General features: G+C 65.8%; 24 protein-coding genes and 1 pseudogene. 11 read left to right on the forward strand and 14 right to left on the reverse strand.

Going from position 1 to position 21,617, the window contains the following annotated elements; translation table 11 throughout:
• The first annotated feature begins 385 nt into the window (after window positions 1-385).
• The 8 genes from WAW17_RS03860 (at window position 386) to WAW17_RS03895 (ending at window position 8,030) form a co-directional block, all read left to right on the forward strand.
• Window positions 386-859, forward strand: coding sequence for a DUF2231 domain-containing protein (locus tag WAW17_RS03860; RefSeq protein ID WP_422331692.1), 474 nt, complete (start codon window positions 386-388; stop codon window positions 857-859).
• 96 nt (window positions 860-955) lie between these two features.
• On the forward strand, window positions 956-3,256 hold the full coding sequence (gene hypF / locus WAW17_RS03865; RefSeq protein ID WP_422331693.1) for a carbamoyltransferase HypF: 2,301 nt from the start codon (window positions 956-958) through the stop codon (window positions 3,254-3,256).
• 47 nt (window positions 3,257-3,303) lie between these two features.
• The gene (locus tag WAW17_RS03870; RefSeq protein WP_422331694.1) at window positions 3,304-4,050 is read left to right on the forward strand and encodes a HypC/HybG/HupF family hydrogenase formation chaperone; all 747 of its coding nucleotides are present in this window, start codon (window positions 3,304-3,306) and stop codon (window positions 4,048-4,050) included.
• On the forward strand, window positions 4,047-4,742 hold the full coding sequence (locus WAW17_RS03875) for a D-sedoheptulose-7-phosphate isomerase (RefSeq protein ID WP_422331695.1): 696 nt from the start codon (window positions 4,047-4,049) through the stop codon (window positions 4,740-4,742). The genes WAW17_RS03870 and WAW17_RS03875 overlap by 4 nt, the downstream gene beginning before the upstream one ends.
• Window positions 4,739-5,839 carry a hydrogenase expression/formation protein HypE gene (hypE, locus tag WAW17_RS03880; RefSeq protein WP_422331696.1) on the forward strand — a complete coding sequence of 367 codons (1,101 nt, stop codon included), beginning with the start codon at window positions 4,739-4,741 and terminating at the stop codon, window positions 5,837-5,839. The genes WAW17_RS03875 and hypE overlap by 4 nt, the downstream gene beginning before the upstream one ends.
• A 27-nt stretch (window positions 5,840-5,866) precedes the next feature.
• A complete protein-coding gene (locus WAW17_RS03885) occupies window positions 5,867-6,139 on the forward strand; it encodes a HypC/HybG/HupF family hydrogenase formation chaperone (protein WP_422331697.1) in 273 nt (90 codons plus the stop codon).
• 11 nt (window positions 6,140-6,150) lie between these two features.
• The gene (hypD, locus tag WAW17_RS03890) at window positions 6,151-7,278 is read left to right on the forward strand and encodes a hydrogenase formation protein HypD (RefSeq protein WP_422331698.1); all 1,128 of its coding nucleotides are present in this window, start codon (window positions 6,151-6,153) and stop codon (window positions 7,276-7,278) included.
• Window positions 7,279-7,289: 11 nt separating this feature from the next.
• Window positions 7,290-8,030, forward strand: a complete 741-nt coding sequence (locus WAW17_RS03895) for a DUF6390 family protein (RefSeq protein WP_422331714.1) — start codon at window positions 7,290-7,292, stop codon at window positions 8,028-8,030.
• Window positions 8,031-8,063: 33 nt separating this feature from the next.
• Here the strand turns inward: WAW17_RS03895 and WAW17_RS03900 are convergent, their stop codons facing one another.
• Window positions 8,064-8,810, reverse strand: coding sequence for a 2OG-Fe dioxygenase family protein (locus tag WAW17_RS03900; RefSeq protein WP_422331699.1), 747 nt, complete (start codon window positions 8,808-8,810; stop codon window positions 8,064-8,066).
• A 58-nt stretch (window positions 8,811-8,868) separates the two neighbouring features.
• On the opposite strand from WAW17_RS03900, the gene WAW17_RS03905 reads away from it, so the two are divergent.
• Window positions 8,869-9,828, forward strand: a complete 960-nt coding sequence (locus WAW17_RS03905; protein WP_422331700.1) for a hypothetical protein — start codon at window positions 8,869-8,871, stop codon at window positions 9,826-9,828.
• Window positions 9,829-10,035: 207 nt separating this feature from the next.
• Window positions 10,036-10,464, forward strand: a complete 429-nt coding sequence (locus WAW17_RS03910; RefSeq protein WP_422331701.1) for a PAS domain S-box protein — start codon at window positions 10,036-10,038, stop codon at window positions 10,462-10,464.
• Window positions 10,465-10,550: 86 nt separating this feature from the next.
• Here WAW17_RS03910 and WAW17_RS03915 read toward each other — a convergent pair whose 3' ends face one another.
• From WAW17_RS03915 to hypA, 12 genes are all read right to left on the reverse strand, one after another.
• Window positions 10,551-11,129 carry a DUF3267 domain-containing protein gene (locus tag WAW17_RS03915; protein ID WP_422331702.1) on the reverse strand — a complete coding sequence of 193 codons (579 nt, stop codon included), beginning with the start codon at window positions 11,127-11,129 and terminating at the stop codon, window positions 10,551-10,553.
• 118 nt (window positions 11,130-11,247) lie between these two features.
• The gene (locus WAW17_RS03920) at window positions 11,248-11,502 is read right to left on the reverse strand and encodes a HypC/HybG/HupF family hydrogenase formation chaperone (RefSeq protein WP_422331703.1); all 255 of its coding nucleotides are present in this window, start codon (window positions 11,500-11,502) and stop codon (window positions 11,248-11,250) included.
• A gap of 2 nt (window positions 11,503-11,504) precedes the next feature.
• Window positions 11,505-11,993, reverse strand: coding sequence for a hydrogenase maturation protease (locus WAW17_RS03925; RefSeq protein ID WP_422331704.1), 489 nt, complete (start codon window positions 11,991-11,993; stop codon window positions 11,505-11,507).
• Between the two features lie 7 nt (window positions 11,994-12,000).
• On the reverse strand, window positions 12,001-12,120 hold the full coding sequence (locus WAW17_RS03930; RefSeq protein WP_422331705.1) for a DUF6893 family small protein: 120 nt from the start codon (window positions 12,118-12,120) through the stop codon (window positions 12,001-12,003).
• A complete protein-coding gene (locus tag WAW17_RS03935) occupies window positions 12,117-13,550 on the reverse strand; it encodes a hypothetical protein (protein ID WP_422331706.1) in 1,434 nt (477 codons plus the stop codon). The genes WAW17_RS03930 and WAW17_RS03935 overlap by 4 nt, the downstream gene beginning before the upstream one ends.
• Window positions 13,547-14,194: a DUF6084 family protein gene (locus WAW17_RS03940; RefSeq protein ID WP_422331707.1), complete on the reverse strand. Its 648-nt coding sequence runs from the start codon at window positions 14,192-14,194 to the stop codon at window positions 13,547-13,549. Before WAW17_RS03940 ends, WAW17_RS03935 begins: the two co-directional genes overlap by 4 nt.
• Entirely contained in the window at window positions 14,191-14,835 is a 645-nt protein-coding gene (locus WAW17_RS03945; RefSeq protein ID WP_422331708.1) for a DUF5947 family protein, read from the reverse strand. The genes WAW17_RS03940 and WAW17_RS03945 overlap by 4 nt, the downstream gene beginning before the upstream one ends.
• A complete protein-coding gene (locus WAW17_RS03950) occupies window positions 14,835-15,665 on the reverse strand; it encodes a NifU family protein (RefSeq protein ID WP_422331715.1) in 831 nt (276 codons plus the stop codon). The genes WAW17_RS03945 and WAW17_RS03950 overlap by 1 nt, the downstream gene beginning before the upstream one ends.
• 111 nt (window positions 15,666-15,776) lie before the next feature.
• Window positions 15,777-17,570 carry a nickel-dependent hydrogenase large subunit gene (locus WAW17_RS03955; RefSeq protein ID WP_422331709.1) on the reverse strand — a complete coding sequence of 598 codons (1,794 nt, stop codon included), beginning with the start codon at window positions 17,568-17,570 and terminating at the stop codon, window positions 15,777-15,779.
• A gap of 42 nt (window positions 17,571-17,612) precedes the next feature.
• On the reverse strand, window positions 17,613-18,668 hold the full coding sequence (locus tag WAW17_RS03960) for a hydrogenase expression protein HypE (protein WP_422331710.1): 1,056 nt from the start codon (window positions 18,666-18,668) through the stop codon (window positions 17,613-17,615).
• Between the two features lie 151 nt (window positions 18,669-18,819).
• Window positions 18,820-19,593 (reverse strand): hydrogenase nickel incorporation protein HypB, encoded by a 774-nt coding sequence (hypB, locus tag WAW17_RS03965; protein WP_422331711.1) that lies wholly within the window; start codon window positions 19,591-19,593, stop codon window positions 18,820-18,822.
• A 5-nt stretch (window positions 19,594-19,598) separates the two neighbouring features.
• A complete protein-coding gene (hypA, locus tag WAW17_RS03970) occupies window positions 19,599-19,928 on the reverse strand; it encodes a hydrogenase maturation nickel metallochaperone HypA (protein WP_422331712.1) in 330 nt (109 codons plus the stop codon).
• 138 nt (window positions 19,929-20,066) lie between these two features.
• Between hypA and WAW17_RS03975 the strand changes: the two genes are divergently transcribed.
• Window positions 20,067-21,329 (forward strand): ATP-binding protein, encoded by a 1,263-nt coding sequence (locus WAW17_RS03975; protein WP_422331713.1) that lies wholly within the window; start codon window positions 20,067-20,069, stop codon window positions 21,327-21,329.
• 40 nt (window positions 21,330-21,369) lie between these two features.
• Here the strand turns inward: WAW17_RS03975 and WAW17_RS03980 are convergent.
• A pseudogene (locus WAW17_RS03980) lies at window positions 21,370-21,617 on the reverse strand (acetyl-CoA C-acetyltransferase); the annotation flags it as partial.

Raw genomic sequence — 21,617 nt, forward strand, 5'->3', positions numbered from 1 at the left:
CCGGCGCTCAGGACTTCGGCCATGAGGTACCCGCAGGCGAGCGTCCACGCGAGTGCACCCACAGCCCTGCGCCGGTGGTGGGTCTTCATATTCGGCTTCCCTACGTCATTGTCAGGAGCTGACGCGATGCGGTCTGTTCATGGCAGTCGCCCTCAGTGTTCACCCGAGCGCTTCCCGAGTCGAGACCTCGACGTTATCAGAACGTTATCTTTCCGCGATCATCCCCTGTGCTCACTCACCAAGGACGCAGAAACATGATCGTTGTGCATGGTGCGCCAGAGCCGTTCGGCGACTCGCTGCTCGAGGCGGCGCATCGCTTGCGAGAGGTCTTGCCGTCCGGCGGGTCCTCAGCGTCTTCTCAGCGCAGCTGCGAAACAATGCACGTGTGTCTACCGTCAACGGCCTGCCCGTACATGCGCTACTCGTCCATTTCATCGTCGTATTAGCCCCCCTGACAGCCATTCTCGTCGTCTTGTGCAGTCTGTGGCCCGCGGCTCGAGGCCGTCTCGTGTGGCCCACGCTCGTGCTCGCGACCGTGACGACGGCGCTGACCCCCCTCACCACCGAGGCCGGGGAATGGCTCGAAAAGCACGTCGACAAGTCACCTGCGGTCCATACCCATACCGAGTTGGGTGACACGATGATCTACTTCTCCATCGCGCTCTTCGTGGTAGCGATCGCCGTCACCGCGGTTCACGTCCGCGAACGGAAGGCCGCGGCGTCCCGGACATTCACGCTCGTCGTCGCCGTGCTGGCCATCGTCGTGGCGGCCGGCAGCCTCGTCCAGGTATATCGGATCGGCGAGTCGGGGGCCCGGGCAACGTGGGGCGATACCGTCACCTCCCAGTCCGACTCGTAACGCGACAGACGCGGGGAAGCGCCGCAGGGTGGGCACGAACCCCATGAGCACCGAATTCCTTGCGAAGGAGGGTGTCGGCGGAGAAGTATCCGGGTAATGACGATCGAACGATCGCGCATCACGGTCCGCGGGGTCGTGCAGGGTGTCGGGTTCCGCCCCTTCGTCGCAAGGCTTGCCGACGAACTGCATCTGCACGGCCATTGTGGCAACGACGACGTGAGTGTGTTCATCGAGATCGAGGGCCACACGACGTCGGTGTCCGAGTTCACGCGCAGGCTGCGCTCGGACGCACCCCCGATGGCGATGGTCGTGGCGGTGGCGGCACAGCCCGCCCCGGTGCGGGGTGACATGTCGTTCCGGATCATCGACAGCCGCCATGTGGCCGGGGCGAGAACGCTGGTGTCGCCGGACGTCGCGACGTGTGCGGACTGCCTCCGCGAACTGAGGGACCCGCACGATCGCCGGTACCGCCACCCGTTCGTCAATTGCACCAACTGCGGTCCGCGGTTCACGGTGATCACCGATCTCCCCTACGACCGGCCCAACACCACCATGTCCGAATTCCCGTTGTGCGCGGCGTGCCGAGCCGAGTACAGCGATCCGGCCGACCGGCGGTTCCACGCCCAACCGGTGTGCTGCCCCGACTGCGGTCCGCGGATCTTCGCGGAGACCGGTATGAGCAGGATCGAAGGCGACGATGCCGTCCTGGCCGCGGTGCAGAAGGCACTGCACGACGGCAGGATCGTGGCGGTCAAGGGTCTCGGCGGATTCCACCTCGTGTGCAACGCCGCCGACCCCGAGGCGGTGCAGACCCTGCGGGCGCGCAAGCACCGACCCGACAAGCCGTTCGCGGTGATGGCGGCCGATCTGTCGGTTGCCGCCGAACTGTGCGACATTTCCGAGTCCGAGAGCGCGCTGCTGCAGCACCCCGCTCGCCCGATTCTTCTCGTGCACAAGAAACATTCCGGGCCGGACGGCATCGCTCCCGGCGTCGACGACCTGGGGGTGATGCTCCCGTACTCACCGCTGCACCATCTCCTTTTCACCCCTGCACCCGGCGGCGCCGTGCCGCCGCCGCGCCTGCTGGTGATGACTTCGGGGAACCTGAGCGGTGAGCCGTTGTGTTTCGACAACGACGACGCCCGCACCCGACTGCGCGACATCGCCGACGTGTTCCTCATGCACGACCGCCGCATCGCGGTTCCGTGTGAGGATTCGGTGCTGGCAATGGACGGCGATGCGGTGCTGCCGATCCGTCGCTCGCGGGGGTTCGCACCTCTTCCCGTGATGCTGCCGTCGCGCGGACCCGAGGTGCTCGCGGTGGGCGCGGAGATCAAGAACACCTTCTGCCTCACCCGGCAGGATTACGCGTTCTGCTCGGCGCATCTCGGGGACATGGGAAGCCTCGAAAGCCGGCGGGCGTTCGAGACGTCGGTGCAGCAACTGACACACCTGCACGGCATCACGCCGGAGGTAGTGGTTGCCGACCGGCATCCCGGCTATTCGACGCGACAGTGGGCGGAACAGTACAGCGAGCGGACGGGAATTCCGCTGCATTCGGTGCAGCATCATCATGCGCATGTCGCATCGCTGATGGCCGAACACGGGCTGCTGGGAACCAGCGTGCTGGGCGTCGCATTCGACGGCACCGGCTACGGTTGCGACGAGACGGTGTGGGGCGGTGAACTCCTGCTGGTGGGTCCCGACGTCCTGACCACCCGCCGAGTCGGTCATCTGCAGTCGTTCTCGCTGCCCGGCGGTGATGCGGCGGTCCGTGGTCCTGCGCGGGTGGCGTTGGCGCTCCTGCACGAAACCGGGGTCACCGACATCGACGGACTGCCGTGCACGGAAGCCCTGTCGCCCGCCGAACGCCGAGTCGTCGAATCCCAGTTGGTCTCGGGCACGGGCTGCATCAGGACCACCAGCGCCGGCCGTCTGTTCGACGGCGTCGCATCACTGCTCGGTGTCCGGCACCGGGTCACGTACGAGGCGCAGGCCGCCATCGAACTCGAGGTCCTCGCGCTCGCCGCGGTCCGCGCTGCTCCTCTAGTCATGGAGATCGACGGCGACCGGATTCTGCTATCGCCCCTCGTCGCGGATCTTGTGTGGCGACTGCGGCGCGGGACGCCTCCCGCGGAGCTTGCACTGGGCTTTCACCACGCGCTGGCGGAGGCAACGGCCGCCCTCGTCCACCGGGTCGTCGAGTCCACCGGGGTGACCACGATCGGCCTCACCGGAGGAGTCTTTCAAAACCGTTTATTCGTCACCCTGTTGAGAGCACACTGGGAAGGCAGCGGTTATCGAGTCCTCACCCACCACCGGGTGCCTCCCAACGACGGAGGGCTCTCCCTCGGCCAGGCGGTGATCGGTGCCGCGGCGACAACGCGCGGACCGTGACGTCGGCAGGCCCCCGACCGGCGCGGTCCGGGACGGGAGTTGACTGCATGACCACTATCGCCGATGCGGGCGGACACCTGGTCGACACAGACCTGTCTGCTGATCTTGCTGTCGCAGCGCTGGCCCTTGCCCGCAGGTTCCATGACGGAGCGACTCTCTGGGTGATCTCCCCGCAGTGGGAACCTCACGCCCACCACGTCGCCGTCGAATTCGTTCATCCCGTGATCATGGGGAAGCGGGCTCTGCCGTCGGTGGCGCTCGTGGAACCCGATCCGGTGGCGCAGTCTCGGGTGGCGAGCAGACCGGGTGACGTGCTGATGGCGGTGGCGTCGGCTCACGAACCGGCTGCGGTCGACGCCATGCGCCGCGCGCCCGCCTGGGGCGTCGACACGCTGTGGATCGGCTCCGGGCCACGGCCACCTGCCGGCGCAGCGAACCACATCCTGTGGGTGGATTCCGACGACCCTATGGTCCCGGCCACCGGACGATTCGTGCTGATGTACCACCTGCTCTGGGAGCTCACCCACGTCTGCTTCGAGCATTCCGGGCTGCTGAAGCCCGAATCCCGGGAATGTGACGACGCCGTCTGCGTCACCTGCAGCGACGAGGGCCGGCTCGGTGAGGTCGTCCTCGAACCGACCGACGCGTTGGGTCCCGCTCTGGTCCGTACCGCCGCCGGTGAGGAGTGGGTGGACGTGAGCATGCTGGGCGAGGTCCGGCCCCACGATCTCGTGCTCGTGCACGCCGGTGCCGCGATCACCCGACTCGACGACATTCAGGCAGCGCAGCGATGAACACCCCCGATTTCGGCAGCACCGAATCCGAGAGCACGAGCTTTCTCTACCCGTTCATCGATGCGGAGGAGAAGGACGCCGAGAGCCTGCTCGACGACCTGGCCGCGTCCGCCCGCGGGAAGGCCACCGAGAGTGCCCGTCTGCAGCGGGCATCGCTGGACGAGTACGGCGACGGCCTGACGGCGGCAGGCACGGAGATGGCCGACCGATTCCGCCGCGGTGGCCGGCTCTACACCTTCGGCAACGGTGGCAGTTCCACCGACGCCGCCACGCTGGCGTCGCTCTTCAGTCGTCCGGCCCGGGGACGTCCGGTGGCCGCGTGGTCGCTGGCCGCCGATCAGGCTGTGGTGACGGCCCTGGGCAACGACGTGGGTTTCGATCTGATCTTCAAACGGCAGATCATCGCCCACGCCCGAGATCGGGACGTCGCCATCGCGCTGTCGACGTCGGGGAACTCCGATGACCTGATGACGGCCCTCACCGAGGCGAAGCAGCGCGGCCTGCTGACCATCGGTTTCGCCGGGCACGAGGGTGGCCGGATGGCGTCGATGACGGCCGCCGGCGAACTCGATTTCTGCTTCACCGTCCATTCGCAGAGCATCCACCGCATCCAGGAAAGCCACGCGGTGCTCGGGTACCGGCTGTGGTCGGTGGCGCAGGAGCATCTCGCGAGACCGGGGGCCTATTCATGAGTACCACCGAACCTGCCACCGCGGCGCAACGGGAGGATCGCGTCCTCGAACGCATCGACCAGTTCCGCAAACGTCGGCCGCGGCTGCTGGACGAAGTGGTGACACTCGCACACGGTGCGGGTGGAAAGTCGTCGGCCGCACTCGTCGATGCCGTGTTCGTCGAGGCCTTCCGCAACGAGGAACTCGAGCAACTCGGCGATGCCGCGGCGCTGACACTGCCGTCGGGCGAGCGCCTGGCCTTCACCACGGACTCGTATGTGGTTCAGCCACTCCGCTTTCCGGGTGGCTCGATCGGTCACCTCGCGGTGCACGGCACGGTCAACGATCTGGCGGTCTCGGGCGCACACCCCCAGTGGTTGTCTGCCGCGTTCGTCATCGAGGAGGGCTTCCCGATCGCGGAGCTCCGCGAGATCGTCGCCGACATGAGCGAGGCCGCCATCCTCTGCGGCGTGCAGATCGTCACCGGCGACACCAAGGTGGTCGGCAAGGGCGCCGCCGACGGCGTCTACATCTCCACCGCCGGCGTGGGCGTGATTCCGGCGGGCAGGCGGCTGTCCCCCGATCTCGTGCGCCCGGGCGACAAGGTGGTGCTGTCGGGCACGATCGGTGAACACGGGATGGCGGTGATGCTCGCCCGCGGAGACCTCGCCATCGAAGCCGACATCGCTTCCGACACAGCACCCGTCAACTCGCTGGTGGAGATACTGCTCGACGCCGCGCCGTCGACGCGCTGGATGCGGGACGCCACCCGCGGTGGCGTGGGCACCGTATGCAACGAATTGGCGAGGGCCGCGCAACTTGCCGTGGTCGTGGACGAGGCGTGTCTGCCCATCGAGCCGCAAGTGATGGGCGCCTGCGACATGCTCGGCATCGATCCGCTGTATGTCGCGAACGAGGGCAAGTTCGTGGCGATCGTCGCGGCCGACGAGGCCGACGCCGCGGTAACCGCGATGCGGGCGCACCCGCACGGGAAACGGGCAGCTGTCGTCGGCGAGATCCTCGCGGAGCCGCCGGGCATCGTGGCATTACGCACGTCCTTCGGCGGCAGCCGGATCGTCGACATGCTCGTCGGCGACCCCCTGCCACGAATCTGCTGAGAAGAACCCGGCGAGAGGAGAACCACGATGTGCCTGGGGATACCCGGTCAGGTGGTCGACATCGTCGACGCCGAACAGCATCTGGCAAAGGTGGACGTGAACGGCGTCCAGAGAACGATCAGTGTGCGGCTTCTGGCCGAGGACGGCCTGATCGTCGGTGATTGGGTTCTCGTGCACGTCGGCTTCGCGATGGCGAAGATCGACGAGATCGAGGCGCAGCTGACCCTGGATCAGGTGCAGAAGATGGGCGCCGACTACGTCAACGAGATCGACGCTTTCAATTCGTCCGAGATCGCGTGAGAGGCAGCACGATGAAATTCGTCGACGAGTACCGCGACCCGGCGGCCGCCCGCGCCCTGGTCAAATCCATCACCGAACTCGCCGGCGGTGACGAGTTCAAATTCATGGAAGTATGCGGCGGGCACACGCACACCATCTACCGTCACGGCATCGAGCATCTGCTGCCCGAGACCGTCGAGTTGGTGCACGGGCCGGGCTGTCCGGTGTGTGTCATCCCGATGGGCCGCGTCGACGACGCCATGTGGCTGGCCGAGCAGCCCGACGTCATCTTCACGACGTTCGGCGACATGATGCGGGTGCCCGGCTCGAGGGGCAATCTCATCGAGGCGAAGGCGCGTGGCGCGGACGTGCGGTTCGTGTACTCACCGCTCGACGCCCTCAAGGTAGCCGTCGACAACCCGGACAAGCAGGTGGTGTTCTTCGCTGTCGGTTTCGAGACCACCGCTCCCTCCACCGCGGGGACGTTGGTCCGGGCCCGAGCGCTCGGCGTGCGGAACTTCAGCGTGTTCTGCAATCACGTCACGATCGGTCCGCCGATCCGGGCGATTCTGGAGTCCCCGGACCTGCGGCTGTCGGGGTTCCTCGGGCCCGGTCACGTCTCCACCGTGGTGGGGTTGCGTCCCTACCGTTTCGTCACCGACGTGTACGCCAAACCGATGGTGGTGGCGGGATTCGAACCGCTCGACATCCTCGCGTCCGTGCACATGCTGCTGCAGCAGATCCGCGAGGGTCGCTGCGAGGTGGAGAACCAGTACAAGCGCGTGGTACGGCCCGAGGGTAACATTCAGGCCCTGAAACTCATGGCCGAGACGTTCGAACTGCGGCCGCACTTCGAGTGGCGTGGACTCGGTTTCATCTCGCAGAGCGCACTGAAGGTGCACCGTAACTACGCCGAATTCGACGCCGAGGAGAAGTACTCGATGCCGGGCATCCGGGTTGCGGATCCGAAGGCGTGCCAGTGCGGGGAGGTCCTCAAGGGTGTCATCAAGCCCTGGGAGTGCAAGGTGTTCGGCACAGCGTGCACTCCCGAGACCCCGATCGGCACCTGCATGGTCTCGCCCGAAGGCGCCTGCGCCGCGTACTACAATTTCGGCCGATTGCACCGTGAGACAGCGCAATTGCTGGGGCAGCGGGGCTGACCGAGGTGCCGCTGCCCGGACATCGCCTGTTCGCGCAGTACGCGCACGCTCCGAATGCGCTGGGCTACTGTGGTCCCCCGGGTTCGGAGCGGCTGCAGGCCGTCGCGTGCGGTCGTGCGCCGGGAACGGACGTGGTCGCGATGGCTCGGCAGTTCAGCGGTGCGTGGCCGTATCAGGTAGTGATCGCCGAATTGGCCGGTATCTCGGATCCTTTGGACGAGCGTGTGGTCCGGGCCTATTGGACGGCGGACGAACTCGCCGATCAGATCGATCGGGATCGATTCGGCAGGACCCTCCTCGCACGGTTGGCGCACGAGGCCGGGCACTACTGGAAGCACCTCACCGAAGACCTGCTCAACGAGGCTGCGCCGACGCACAACTTCCATGTGTTCGGGGTGTACCCGTGGTCGCGATTGCTGAACACTGGAATGCCACAACCGCTCGAGGTTCTCGACTCGTGCCGCATCAGATGGGGTGAAGTGGTCGGATTCGACGGCGGCCGGGCGCGCGTCCGCTCGCAGCCACTGCGGTTCGACGCCGGAAGTCTCTCCCTCGGCCCCGAACAGGACGGCGCCGCCGACTACCGGGTACCCGAAGGCACGTTCGTCACCGACCTCGCGGTGGGCGATCACGTTGCGGTGCACTGGAATTTCGTGTGCGACCGACTGGACCACGATCGCGCGGACCGCCTGCGTCAGCAGACCGAATGGCAGTTGGCGCAAACGAATCGACGCCTCTCCTTCGACGAATGAAATGGTCAGCATGAACTGGTCAGCATGAACTGGTCAGCGCGGAACGAAGGTGATGACCAGCACGTCACGCCGAGCCGGCTGGGCGGGGTCGACCGGCCGAATCGGCGAGACGCCGTGCAGCGTGCGGCGATCGTCACCGAGCAGCAGCGTGCCGGGCTCGGAGAGCGTCGTGGTCACGAGCCCTCGCCCGTCGAGGTCGCATACCGAACTCTCTCCACCGGCGGCATTACGCCGGTCCACCAGCAGGGAGGTGACGAGCGTAACGCCGTCTCGGTGCAGCCCTTCCGGTGCCGGCTGGCCGGCGTCGCGCCCAGTCGCCAGCACCCGGAAGGGGGTTACGTGGATTCTCCACACGTCGGCATCCGTGTCCAGGGCCGTCGCGGTCTCGCCCAACAGGGCGAGCATGCGGTGCAGCAGTGGATCGGCGAGGAATGCGTCGGTCAGCGGCTCGAAGTACCGGTCGATCCCGGCATAGAGCGGGTTGGAGTCCTCGGGCTGCACGAACACATCGTGGGGCAGCGGCGCCGTGAGGCCGTCGTGCGAGGTGAACGAGAAGGACCCGTAGCGGCGCAACCGGCGGGTGCCCAGCTCGGCTGCGTAGCTGTCCGGGACCAAATCGTCCCAGTGCGCGGCGAAACACCGGAGGTCCCGCTTTTCTGCGCCGACGACCTTGCGCACGTCGTTCGCCGGCATCAGGAATGCTCCCGCCGAGCAGAGCAGCCGCCTGGCGGACCGCACCGGGTCGGTGTCGGTGGTTGGTTTCGCGACTCCGGTGGTCATTGTGAGCCCCGCCCTTCGTGCATGCTTGTCATGTACCTATGGACGGTACGGTTGAAACATGGCTGATGCGGGGGCTTCCGGAACAAACGGATCGACCGAACCCGACACCCTCGACTGGCTCCTGGCCGGTGACGTCTCGGTGCAATTTCGTACCTTCCGCGATCTGCTCCATCAGGAACGTCCCGATCTGCAGGCACGTATCGCCGAGGAAGGTGACGGTGCCACGCTGCTCGCCGCCCGCGGCCCGAACGGACACTGGGGCCGCGGCTTCTACCAACCCAAGTGGACGTCGAGCCACTACACGTTGCTGGAACTGAAGAACCTCGGTCTCGCCCCCACCACGAACGCCGCACGCGAGACGGTCGAACTCATCCTCACCCGGGAGAAAGGCCGGGACGGCGGACTCGACCCGAACGAGACCGCGAAGCACAGTGACGTCTGCATCAACGGGATGGCACTGAACTACTCGTCCTATTTCGGGGCCGATCACACCGACCTGACCAGCATTGTCGACTTCTTGCTGGAACAGAAGATGGCCGACGGCGGCTTCAACTGCCGGTTCAATACGACGGGTGCCACCCATTCATCGGTTCACACCACCGTCTCGGTACTCGAAGGCATCACCGAGTACTGCCGAAACGGCTACATGTACCGGCACGGCGAACTGGCCTCGGCCGCACACACCTCGATCGAATTCCTACTTCGTCACCATCTGTATCGCAGCGAACGCAGCGGAGCACCCATCAGCCCCGAATTCACCCGACTCCATTTCCCCGCCCGTTGGCACTTCGACGTCCTGCGCGGTCTCGACGCCCTCGCCGACGCCGATGTCGCCCATGACGAGCGAATGGATGATGCCCTCCGTCTGCTGCGCCGACGCCGACGGCAGGACGGCCGCTGGGTGGGACACCGCGCCTACCCCGGGGCCACCCACCTTCCCCCGACACCCGCCGGTCGACCCGATCGCTGGATCACCCTCCTCGCCAGCCGTGTCCTCCGCATCTACCAGGACTTCTAGTGTTCGTCCGACCGCCGAGCGTCCCACCAATTCCGGGCGTGCCATCACCTGCTCGCGGTGGCCTCGACGTGCCCCTGTCCTGAGCGTCTCCCGTGTCGTCGGTCTCCTTTTCCCATCGTGAGTCGCACAGGCACGGTACATTCGGCCCATCACCACGTGGTCACAGATCAGGGCTGATTCGCGGGGTGGACCACAGGAGGAGGATCGATGGACCCGAGCACGAACAGGCGACGCTCGGATCCGGTAACCGCACTGGACTATCTCCAGCAGCTTCCCGCCCTTGTGTTGTTGCAGCGCCTTCCGGTTCCTACACTCGCGGCGGACGAAGCGGGCGTGATCGTCTATGCCAATCCGGCGCTCGGGCGGATGCTGGGATACGCCGATGATGAGCTTCGAGGTCGTTCGATCGCCGATTTCGTCGATCCGCGGTCATCGCCGAACGGCCCCCAGGCCATGGCCCTGTTACGCGACTCTGCTGGAAAGGTGCTCGAACTCGCCCACCGAGACGGCTTCGTTGTTCGTGCGGCGGTGAGCAAGTCCGTACTGCAGCGACAAGATGATCCGATCAGACTCGTGTGCTTCCAGGACGTCACGGAACAGTTGTGGAGCGGCGCCAAGACTCCCGATTTCGACTGAAGTCGACGCCGCGCCGGCGAGGGTGGCTCGAATCCACTCATGAGGTCGGTAACCGGCGAATCTCCAGACACCTGAACTGGATACGTTCACGCCGGGACGAAGGCTGTGGTTTCTCTTCCGTTGTCCTGTATCAACGCGGTGGGGGGAAGCTTCGAGAAGGCATAGGACTGGACGTAATCCCCGGCCGATCCCGCGAAGTTCACCACCGTGAGCACGTAAACGGTCAGGAAGAAATCCGCCGGCGCGACGATCAGCATCGCGACGAGGACGATCCCCCAGACCACGGTGTGCGCCAGAGCCACCACGGCGGCATCTTTCCGGCTGAAGTAGGCGGTGCTCCCGGTGGTGAGGAAAGGAAACCTCACCGAATACTTCGGACGCGTCCTCGACAGGAACCGGATGAACGCACCGTGCGTCAGTTCGTGCACCGCCATGTAGAGCAGAACGCTCACCACGGTGACCACGACGAGAACCCAGGTATTCCATCCGCTGTCCAAGGGTAGGTCGAACGCGAGTGCCACAGCGATCATCACTGCGGCGACGGCCACGAACAGGAGCTGGACGAGCAGCGCTGCCTTCTTGTCGGATTTCAGGTCCATCCTCGTGTGGAATCGGAAGTTCGACGGAAGTTCGTCGGTGGTGGAGACGATGTCGTGCCCGCTCAATTCCTTCTCCATCCTCGGTGATCACATTTCGGGCGAACACACTCCGCCCTGCGGCCACTCCATCAGATGGTGACGCTGAAACGTCGGCAGCGCGCCGTACGGCGGCCGACTCGAATGGCTACTCCTCGTCCGAGTTCGGCGAGCGGCCCATCATCTCCAACCCCGCCATAGCCGTCTCGGCGGTGGCCTCGTCCACCTTCTCCATGGCGAAGCCCATGTGGATGATGATCCAGTCACCCGCTGACAGGCTCACGCCGTCGTCGAGCATGCCGATGTTGACCCGGCGCTCCTCACCGACCACGTCGACGAGCGCCAACTGGTTGCCGTAGCCCTCGAGCATGCGCACCACTCGACCGGGAATTCCGAGACACATGGTCAGACCTCCGACCGGATCCCGAGCAACATGTGCTCCACCAGTTCGAGCACGGTGTCCACCGCGGGCACGACAGCGGCCTGAACCGTCGGCGAAAGCCCGATTCCCTCCTCGGTGTTTCTCACCTGACAGCCGAGCACCACCGTCCGCGGCAGAGTGCCTCCCAACGCCTGCAGACTGGCGAACACCGCGGCGGGGTCCATGCTGTGTGCGTCGAGGGCAGCCACCGGAATCGAATCCGGTTGAATCTCGATGACGCTCAGGGCACCCGGCTCACCACGATCCGGGACGGCGTCGACCAGCAGGAGCGCGCCCCAGCCGTCGAGAAGTTCGTATGCCAGATGTGTTCCGCGGATACCGAAATCGATCGCCCAGACTCCGGCCGGCAACGTCCGCTGTGTCACTGCTCGAAGCACTTCCGGACCGAAGCCGTCGTCAGCGAAGAAGATGTTGCCCACACCGGCAACCAGCACCCGCCTGTCCGCCTTCATCCGGCGCTCACATCTTCCGCATACGCATATACCGCTTGATGTCGGGAAGCGAGACGACGGCGATCGCGATCCCGGCGACCGCAGCCAGAGCCAGTGCGACGGTGGTGATCTGTCCGAGAACCTTCATGGCAGTTCATCCTTTCCGGTCACGGCCGGTATCGGCTCCACCTCGTCCGGGGCGAAGTACAGATACCGTCCGTACCACTCGTGCATCTCCGAGGCGGGATCATCGGCGAGGACCACCCCGACGTGCGTGCCGCCGTCCACATCGGCGTGCACGGTCGCTACCCGGGCCACACGGCCCGCGAAGAAGAGGTCCTGGGCGTCGGCGCGCCGGGACGGGTGCAGCCGCACCACGCTCCCCTTCGCCACCCGGACACCGTTCACCACCACACCGTCGACGTCGGGGCGTACCGCGGTGTCCGCTTCGGGATCCCACCACGGCACGTCATCCGTCAGTTCCGGAACGAGACCCATGTCCGGCAACCGAGGGTCGCGGAGGACGCCGTGCATCTGTGCGAGCGTCGACGGCGACATCTGCTCGCACCGGTCGATGATCTCGGCGGCACGCGGGTCGGTGGCCCGCGCCTCCCGTTTCTCCTCTTCGGTGAGCGTCATGATCCGGAGAGTCAAAATTTCGTCGATCTCGGTGGCGTCGAACAGCGCACCGTCGCTCTGCTCAGCCACCTCGGGGTAGTCGTAGAGGATGATCGGTGAGACCAGCAGGAGGTCGGTCTCGCCGGGCGCGCCGGCCATCACCGGATAGCATCGCCGCTGCTCGCAGGTGGCGGCGAGTGTCTCGGCGTCCGGAGTGGGTTCGAGCAGCGAGACGAACTCCGCAGACTCGGTGGCCGCCAGGACGAGGTGGGCGCCGATCAGGGAGTGCTGGATCGCGGAGTCCTTGTCCGAGCAGGCGCCGTCCACACCCCCGCCGTCCACACCCCCGGTGGTCACACCCTCGGTGGTCACACCCTCGGTAGTCACATTGTCGACGGCCAACCGCACCCGCATCAGGTCGCCGATCACCTCACCCTCAACGGTCACGACGGCGCGCGCGGGCCGGCGAATACGCACCACGCGACCGGCCGGCGACCCGTCGCCGGCACGCAGTTCCTCCACCTCGGTGCCGCTGTCGACCTCGACCTCCAGGCGCCGATCACCCACCCACGAGGACGGATGCAGCACGCCCAGATCGAACTCGCGTTCCACCGCCTCGTCCCAGCTGAGCCAGTTGATCCCCGCCACCGCCATCTCGTCGACAGGGACGAAGCCCTCTCCTTCCGCGCGCTCCACCCGTCGCACCTGAAGTTGCAGGAAACGCAGTGTCACCGCCAGCCCGCCGCGGCGGTCCGGTCCTGGCCGCATCAGGATCTGGCAGGCCATGGACGACTCCTCGCCCACTCCGGCCTCGGCCGCTCCGGGCGGACCGAGGACGCCGAACTGCCACCGCGACTGATTCTTCGACGAACTCGCGCGATAGGGGTAGAGCAGGTAGCCCTCGTACAGAACGGCATCGGCGACCGCGCGCGCTCGCTGCAGGGACGCCGGGGAGATCACGACATCACCTCCCCGGCTCCCTGCAGCAGGTCTGCGATCGCGGCATCGAGCCCCAGGAGTCCACGCTCGGACTTGTAGCGGGCCAGAGCCGCGAGGGTGTCACGGTCGAGACGCAGCCATCCGGTGTTCGGGAAGTGCGCCCGGACCAGATCACGCCAGGCCGTTACCGGCAGATCGTAGACGGCCTCACGGTCCCACGGAATTCTTTCCACCCCGAAACCTGTCGCACCCCTGGTGAACACCGTGCCGCTGAACAGAAAGATCAGCGGAACCGTCGACCCGGACACTTCGAGGGCGTGTAGGTACTTCGAAGCGGTCACCTCGAAGTCGTACGTGCACGGCAGCGGCAGGTCCACCACACTCGATCCGGTGAATCCCTGCGCCACGGTGCTGGTTTCCATCCACTGGAACGGCTTCAGCGTGGAGGCCCACCGCTCCCGCGAGCCGAACAGGTCGAGCAATCCCCGCGCCTCGAGGTCGGTGTAACGGCGGCGCCCGGGGTCGATGCGCACCTGGCAGCGGACGGCCATCGCGTGGACCACGCTTTCTGTCGATTCGGTGACACGCACGCGTGCAGTCAGATTCGGCGCGACGGCGAACGGCTCCGGCGACACATCGAGTACTTCGAACGACACCTCGGTCACGACGACCCCACCACTGGACGACTCCGCGCCCGCACCGTGTCGAAGAACGTGTCGACGACTCGGCGGGCATCCTGTCCACCGTCGAAACCTCGCCAGACCCTGCGTAGTTCACCCACCAGCTGGTAGCACGCATCGATGGGGACGAGGAAACATTCGGGACTCTCTGAGCCGCGCCCGGGAACCCGCAGAATCAGCGCTTCGGTGTCGGCGGCGAGACAACCCAGTTCGGGATTGGCGGCCAGCACATCGGCCCATGCGTCGAGGGGAAGTTCGGACTCGGTGGCACCCGCCGGCCCCGGATAGAAGGCGACCGTCTTGCCCAGCAACGAATTGCGGAACACGAACGCGAGCCCCACCGGAACCTCGAGTTCGTCCCATCGTCCCGGTGCCAGTTCGAAGTCGGGGAAAGACAGGTACCGATCAGGAACGGCACGGAACCGCAGTTCGGCCGACCCGTCGGTGAACAGGAGGTAGCAGCCGCGGCACACGCACATCAATTGACGCTCCCGCACGTTCACCACATGCTGATGTGCGTCGGCGATCGGGGCGGCGCACATATCGCACCGCTCTCCCGCCACCGGTTCGGGACGCTCGGATGCAATCCTCCGCAGAACCCGGAGGCCGCCCCGAGGCGAGCCCATCACGCCACCTCCGCTGCGGGCACCGCGACCGCCAGGACACCGTCGCGGACGAGGACGGGAAGCGGGGCCATCGGTTCGGCACCATCGTCGCCGTCCAGCCGCAGACCGGCACGGCGGGGGTCGAAATGTGCCCGGCAGGCGGGGCACCGCAGCACGGCGTCGCCTGTCCGACCACCGGCACGGCGTTGCAGCGTGGCACCGGCGAGCGAGTTCGTGCACGCCGGGCACCGATCCCGGTAGGCGAACAGTTGCTCCCCGATCCTGCACACGAGGATCGGCAGTCCGGCCACGGCGAACCCGCCGATCTCCCCCGACGTGAGATCCTCGAGTTCGGGCACCGACACCCACGTCCCCGCCATCTCGTTCGCGGACTCTTCCGAACGAAGATGCGACAAAAGCGATTCCGGCGAGATGAGTCCGGATCCGGACGCCGGTACGGCTCCCACCACCTCGATGTCCGTCACCTCCGGGGCGGCAGCGAGAACGGCGTCCTTCACGGCGAGTTCCAGCGTGACGGCCGACGACGGGCAGCTCTGGCAGCTTCCGGTGAGCCGGAGCCGCACGATCGCGTCGTCCACGCCGAGCAGTTCGACGTCGCCGCCGTGGGAACCCAGATAGGGACGGACGCTGTCGAGCGCGGTAGCCACCCGCCTCTCGACGTCGTGGGGATGCAGACCGTTCACCAGCAGGAGGCTGGCGACGAGTTCGTCTTCGGCGAGTCGTTCCACGAGTTCGCCGTCATCCCCGACGAGGTCGAGGATGCGCGCGAGACCGGCACCGTACAGTTCCACCACCTCGCGAACGAGCTGTTCGGCACGCTCGCGGGCCACCGTCCCGCCCACCGAACCGGCGTCGAGCAGGGCATCGATCCTCTCACCGGCGGTCCGCCAGCGGTCCGGGGTGTCTTCTTCGCCGTTCCTCAGTTTGTCCATGCTCCCTCGTCACTCGCCGGTGACGGACTGGGTGGGCGAATGCAGTTTCTCCAGTGTCTTCCCCTCGCCGAGATACATGTGCACCCCGCAAGGCAGGCACGGGTCGAAACTGCGCACGGTGCGCATGATGTCGATGCCCTTGAAATGGTCCCGGTCGTTCTCCTCGAAGATCGGCGAATTCTGCACCGCATCCTCGTAGGGACCCGGCGTTCCGTAGCTGTCCCGCGGATTCGCGTTCCACGGTGTCGGCGGATACGGATGGTAGTTCGCGATCTTCCCGTCACGAATCACCATGTGATGCGACAGGACTCCGCGGACGGCCTCCGTGAAGCCGCAGCCGATGCCCTCGTCCGGAACCTCGAACTTCTCCCAGGTCTTGGTGTGGCCGGCCCGGATCTCGGCGAGCGCCTTCTCTGCGAAGTGCAGTGCGCAGGCCGCAGCGTAGGCCTGGAAGTACGTTCGCGCCCGGTCCCGTTCGATCGTGTTACTGCCGTACTGCGGAATCTTCCATTCCAGCTCCACCGGCCCCTTCAGCGCGGTCTTCGGCAGGTTGATCTTCACGCTGCGCCCCGTGGACTGCACGTAGCCGATGTCGACGAGTCCGGCCAGCGCGGTGCTCCACAGCCGGGCCAGTGGGCCGCCGCCGGTATCGAGCGCCAGGTAATCCTTGCCGTCGAACCAGCGTGGCGACATAACCCAGCTGTACTTGTCTTCCATGTCCCGTTTCTGCGGGTGCGGGTTGGTGTGCTGATTCCACGGGTGCCGACGGTCCACCGGATTGCCCAGCGGATCGTTCTTCACGAACATCTCCTGATCGGTCCAGTCGTCGTAATACGAACTGCCCAGAAGGATTCGGATACCCAGATTGATGTCGACGAGGGACGTGGTGACCAATTTGCCGTCCACCACCACACCAGGGGTGACGAACATGGCCCTGCCCCACCTCTCCATGTCCTTGTAGGAGAAGTTGCAGACGGCCGGGTCCTGGAACGAACCCCAGCAACCGAGGAGAGTCCTGCGCAGGCCCACCTTCTCGTAGCCCGGAATCGCTTCGTAGAAGAAGTCGAAGAGATCGTCGTGCATGGGGACGACCTTCTTCATGAACTCCACGTAGCGCATCAACCGCGTCATGTAGTCGGTCATCAACTGGACGGTGGCCACCGTGCCGACGCCCCCCGGATACAGGGTGGAGGGGTGAACGTGCCGGCCCTCCATGAGACAGAACATCTCGCGGGTCGACCGGCTGACCTGCAGGGCCTCCCGGTAGAACTCGCCGGTGAACGGGTTGAGGGAACGCATGATGTCGGCGACCGTCTTGTACCCGTGCTCGCCGGCGTGCGGCGCGGGGGTCTGTTCCGCCTGCGCCAGCACTCCCGGATTGGTCTCGGAGACCATCCTCTCGCAGAAGTCCACGCCGACGAGGTTCTCCTGAAAGATGTTGTGGTCGAACATGTATTCGGCGGCCTCGCCGAGGTTCACGATCCACTCACCGAGATGTGGTGGCTGCACTCCGTAGGCCATGTTCTGGGTGTAGCAGGAACACGTCGCGTGGTTGTCACCGCAGATGCCGCAGATACGACTCGTGATGAAATGCGCGTCCCGAGGATCCTTTCCCTTCATGAAGATCGAATAGCCGCGGAAGATGGACGACGTGCTGTGACACTCCACCACTTCCCTCTGCTTGAAATCGATCTTCGTGTAGATCCCGAGACTGCCCACGATTCGCGTGATCGGGTCCCACGCCATCTCGACCAGGCCGTCGGATTCCGACTTGCGCGAAGGTTCCGGAATGATCGTTGTCATCGGACGTACCTCTCAGAGACCCCTGACGGACCCCTAGCGGGACTACCAGGTGCGGGTGGCGCCTGTGGTCAGCTTCGTGCCGCGACTACGCCAGTGCGGCTCCTTGTCCACGGTGTTCGTGGTGATCTTGCGCAGACTACGGATGGCAGATCCGTACAGTCCGGACACGGTGGTGGACAGTTTGCCGCCCGGCGGTTCATCCATGAACGGCATGAACTTGTCCGGGAATCCCGGCATGGTGCACCCGATGCAGATGCCGCCGACGTTGGGGCAGCCACCGACACCGTTGATCCAGCCCCGTTTGGGGACATTGCACTTCACCACCGGACCCCAGCAGCCCAGCTTGACGATGCACTTGGGTGAGCCGTACTCGGTGGCGAAGTCACCCTGCTCGTAGTAACCGGCACGGTCGCAACCCTCGTGCACGGTGACCCCGAACAGCCACTGCGGGCGCAACGCGTCGTCGAGCGGAATCATGGGCGCCTGTCCGGTGGCCATGTACAGCAGATACGTCAGCGTCTCCGACAGGTTGTCGGGCTGGACCGGGCACCCCGGTACGCAGACGATCGGTATGCCCGCCTTCGATTTCCAATCCCAGCCGAGGTAGTCGGGGACGCCCATCGCACCGGTCGGATTGCCTGCCATCGCATGGATGCCGCCATAGGTGGCACACGTGCCGGCCGCGACGATCGCCGTCGCCTTGGGGGCCAGGCGGTCGAGCCATTCGCTCGTGGTCACCGGCTGCCCCGTCTCGGGGTTGTTGCCGAACCCGCACCAGTAGCCCTCGTCGTGAAGTTGCTCGTTGGGAATGGAACCCTCGACCACGAGCACGAAAGGCTCGAGTTCACCCCGGTCCGCTTTCCAGAACCATTCGATGAAGTCGTCGGCACCGCCCTCCGGACCGCATTCGAAATCGATCAACGGCCAGTGGACGGCCACCTTGGGCAGGCCCGGGAGTGCACCCAGGGCAATCTCTTCGACACTCGGCTGCGTGGCCGCGGTCAATGCCACCGAATCCCCGTCGCAGCTCAGCCCGGCATTGATCCACAGAACGTGAATCAGTGTGTCCTCGGCCTCGATTGCTTCCTGTGTCGGCATGGCAGGTCGCTTTCCGGAGTCGAACATGGCTCCTGTCGCCACTGGAGTCGACCGTCGGCCCACCTGTGTGGCGCTGTTCTTTATTTAGCTCCTCCGCTCGCGCAGATGTCAACGGTGCCCGGCGCGTCGCCATCCCTTCGCGGGGACGGCGTTATCGGGCGGCGATCCAGTCGTACCATTGCTGCATTCCCTGTCCGGTGGTGGCGGACAGCGTCATCACCTGCAGGCCGGGATTGACGGACCGTGCGTACTCGGTGCACCGCTCGACGTCGAAGTCGACGTACGGCAGCAGGTCCGCCTTGTTCACGATCACCAGGTCCGCAGCCGCGAACATGTGCGGATACTTCAAAGGTTTGTCGGTGCCCTCGGTTACCGACATCACCACGACCTTCGACTGTTCCCCGAGGTCGAACAGGGCGGGGCACACCAGGTTTCCGACGTTCTCGATGAACAGCAGCGAATGGGGGCTCGGGTCGAGCACCGTCAACGCGTCGCGCACCATCTCGGCGTCGAGATGACATCCCGCCCCTGTATTCACCTGCACCACAGCACAACCGGCGGCTTTGATCCGGTTCGCGTCGAGCATCGTCTCCTGGTCGCCCTCGATGACGGCAACGGGGCGTTCGCTCCCCACGGCCGCGATCGTGCGCTCGAGCAGCGTCGTCTTACCGGATCCCGGCGAGCTCATGACGTTGAGCGCCGGCACACCGCGCTCCGCCAGCCATTCCCTGTTGATCTCCGCAACACGATCGTTCTTGGCCAGCACCCTCTGTTCCAGGGTGATCGTCTCGCCCCCATGCGAGTGCGGGTGCTCGTGGGTGTGCTCATGACTGTGTGGATGGACGTGGTCGTGATGGTGCGGGTGTTCGTGTGGCACGGTGACTCTGGTGCCGGTGTCGTTACCGCAACCGCAGGTGGCACACATACGCGTCAGCTCACTTCCATCGAGAGTATTCGTAGTTCACGACCCGAGGTGACATCGACGTTCGCGCTCCCGCACGGGCACAGCACCACCAGGTCGGTGAGAGCGAAGTCTGCTCCGCAGTCCTGACAGTGCGCGCTGCCGGAAGGTTGATCGATGTCGAGGCGAGCGCCCTCCGCAACTGTTCCTTCGGTGACCAACTCGAAACAGAACTGCATCGAATCGGCGACCACCGCGGTGAGCGCACCCACCTCGACCCGGACGCTGAGGACTGTTCGTCCCGCCGCATGTTCGCAGACGGCATCGACGACGCTCTGGGTGATTGCCAGTTCATGCATCACGGCCCCGCTTACGGACTCGTCACCTGTCGTTGTCGAGCGTAGCCCTCACCGGCAGCCCGTACGCAGACATCGGACCATCGGACCCCGTCGCGGGTACGCTGAACACTTTCCGCCACCACTTCCGGGAGGCGCCGCATGGACGCCTGGAGCATCCGGGACTTCGCGCCCGAAGACCTCGACGCCGTGGTTCGCATGGACAGCAGTTCCACGACCACGGATCAGTTGCCGCTGTTCGCGCTCTCGGATGTGGTCGCGAGTCTGCTGAACCGTCACCCGGCCGTCGTCGCGGTGGCGGACGGACGCATCGTCGGGACGGCCGCCAGTCGCGTCGACGAGGACCGCGCCTGGGTCATGCGCATCTCCCTCGAGCCCCAGTGGCGGGGGCGCGGGCTCGGCAGCGCACTGTTGTCGCAGCTCGAGCACCGATTGCTGGCCAAGGGTGTACGGCGCGTCGCGGCCCTGCTTCCCGACCGCGAGACCGGGGCGACGGCACTGACCAACTCCGGGTTCGTCGCACGGAGCGGGGTCACCTACTACGAAAAGGTCGAGACGGTATCGCCGCGTACCGCCGGGGTCCTGACCCGACTCGGCGGCGCCGTGCCGCCCGCCGGTTTGTGGAACCAGGTGGCGGGAATGGCCCGCGAGAAGTCGCTCATCGAACGCCGGATCGTGCTACCCCTGTCGAAGCCGGCGATGGCGGCCGAGCACGGGGTGACGCCGCCGCGCGCCGTCGTCTTGTTCGGCCCGCCCGGAACGGGGAAGACGACCTTCGCCCGGGCCATCGCCAGCCGACTGGGCTGGCCGTTCGTCGAGCTGTTTCCGTCTCGGCTGGCGTCGAGCGAGAACGGTCTCGCCGCGGGTCTCGGGGAGGCGTTCGCGTCGATGAACGAGCTCGATCATGTCGTGGTGTTCATAGACGAGGTCGAGGAGGTGGCGGCACGGCGCCAACCCGGATCGCAGTCCGTGGGCGTCGTGAACGAACTGCTGAAGTCGATCGTCAATTTCCGCGAACGAGCCGGACGGCTGCTGGTGTGCGCCACCAACTCTGTTCGCATACTGGACGACGCGTTCCTGCGACACGGCCGGTTCGACTACGTGCTGCCGATCGGTGCACCCGATGCCGAGGCCCGGTACGCACTGTGGGAGCGGTATCTCGGCAACGAGCAGGTCGACATTTCCGCACTCGTCGCGGCCACCGAGGGATACACGCCGGCCGATGTCGCTCACGCGGCGCGGACGGTCGCGCAAGCGACATTCGAGTGCAGCGTCGATTCGGGGGGACGCTGCCACGCCGACACCCAGGACTACCTGAACGTGATCGCCACGGTGCGTCCCACCCTCACCCCGGACATGGTGCATGCGTTCACCGAAGACATCGACAGTCATTCCCGCACCTGAGCCTGTGAGTACTTATCAACCGCGGGCGGTTGATAAGTACTCACAGGCGTTCGATGATGGTGACGTTAGCGGTACCGCCACCCTCGCAGATCGTCTGCAGCCCGTAGCGGCCACCGGTCCGCTCGAGCTCGTTGAGCAGCGTCGCCATCAGCTTGGTGCCGGTGGCGCCGAGCGGGTGGCCGAGTGCGATTGCACCGCCGTTGACATTGACCTTGGCGGGATCGGCCCCGATTTCCTTGATCCACGCGAGCACCACGGGAGCGAAGGCCTCGTTGATCTCGACCAGGT

Source organism: Rhodococcus sp. (in: high G+C Gram-positive bacteria) (genome assembly GCF_049286785.1).
Lineage (GTDB): Bacteria > Actinomycetota > Actinomycetes > Mycobacteriales > Mycobacteriaceae > Rhodococcus_F.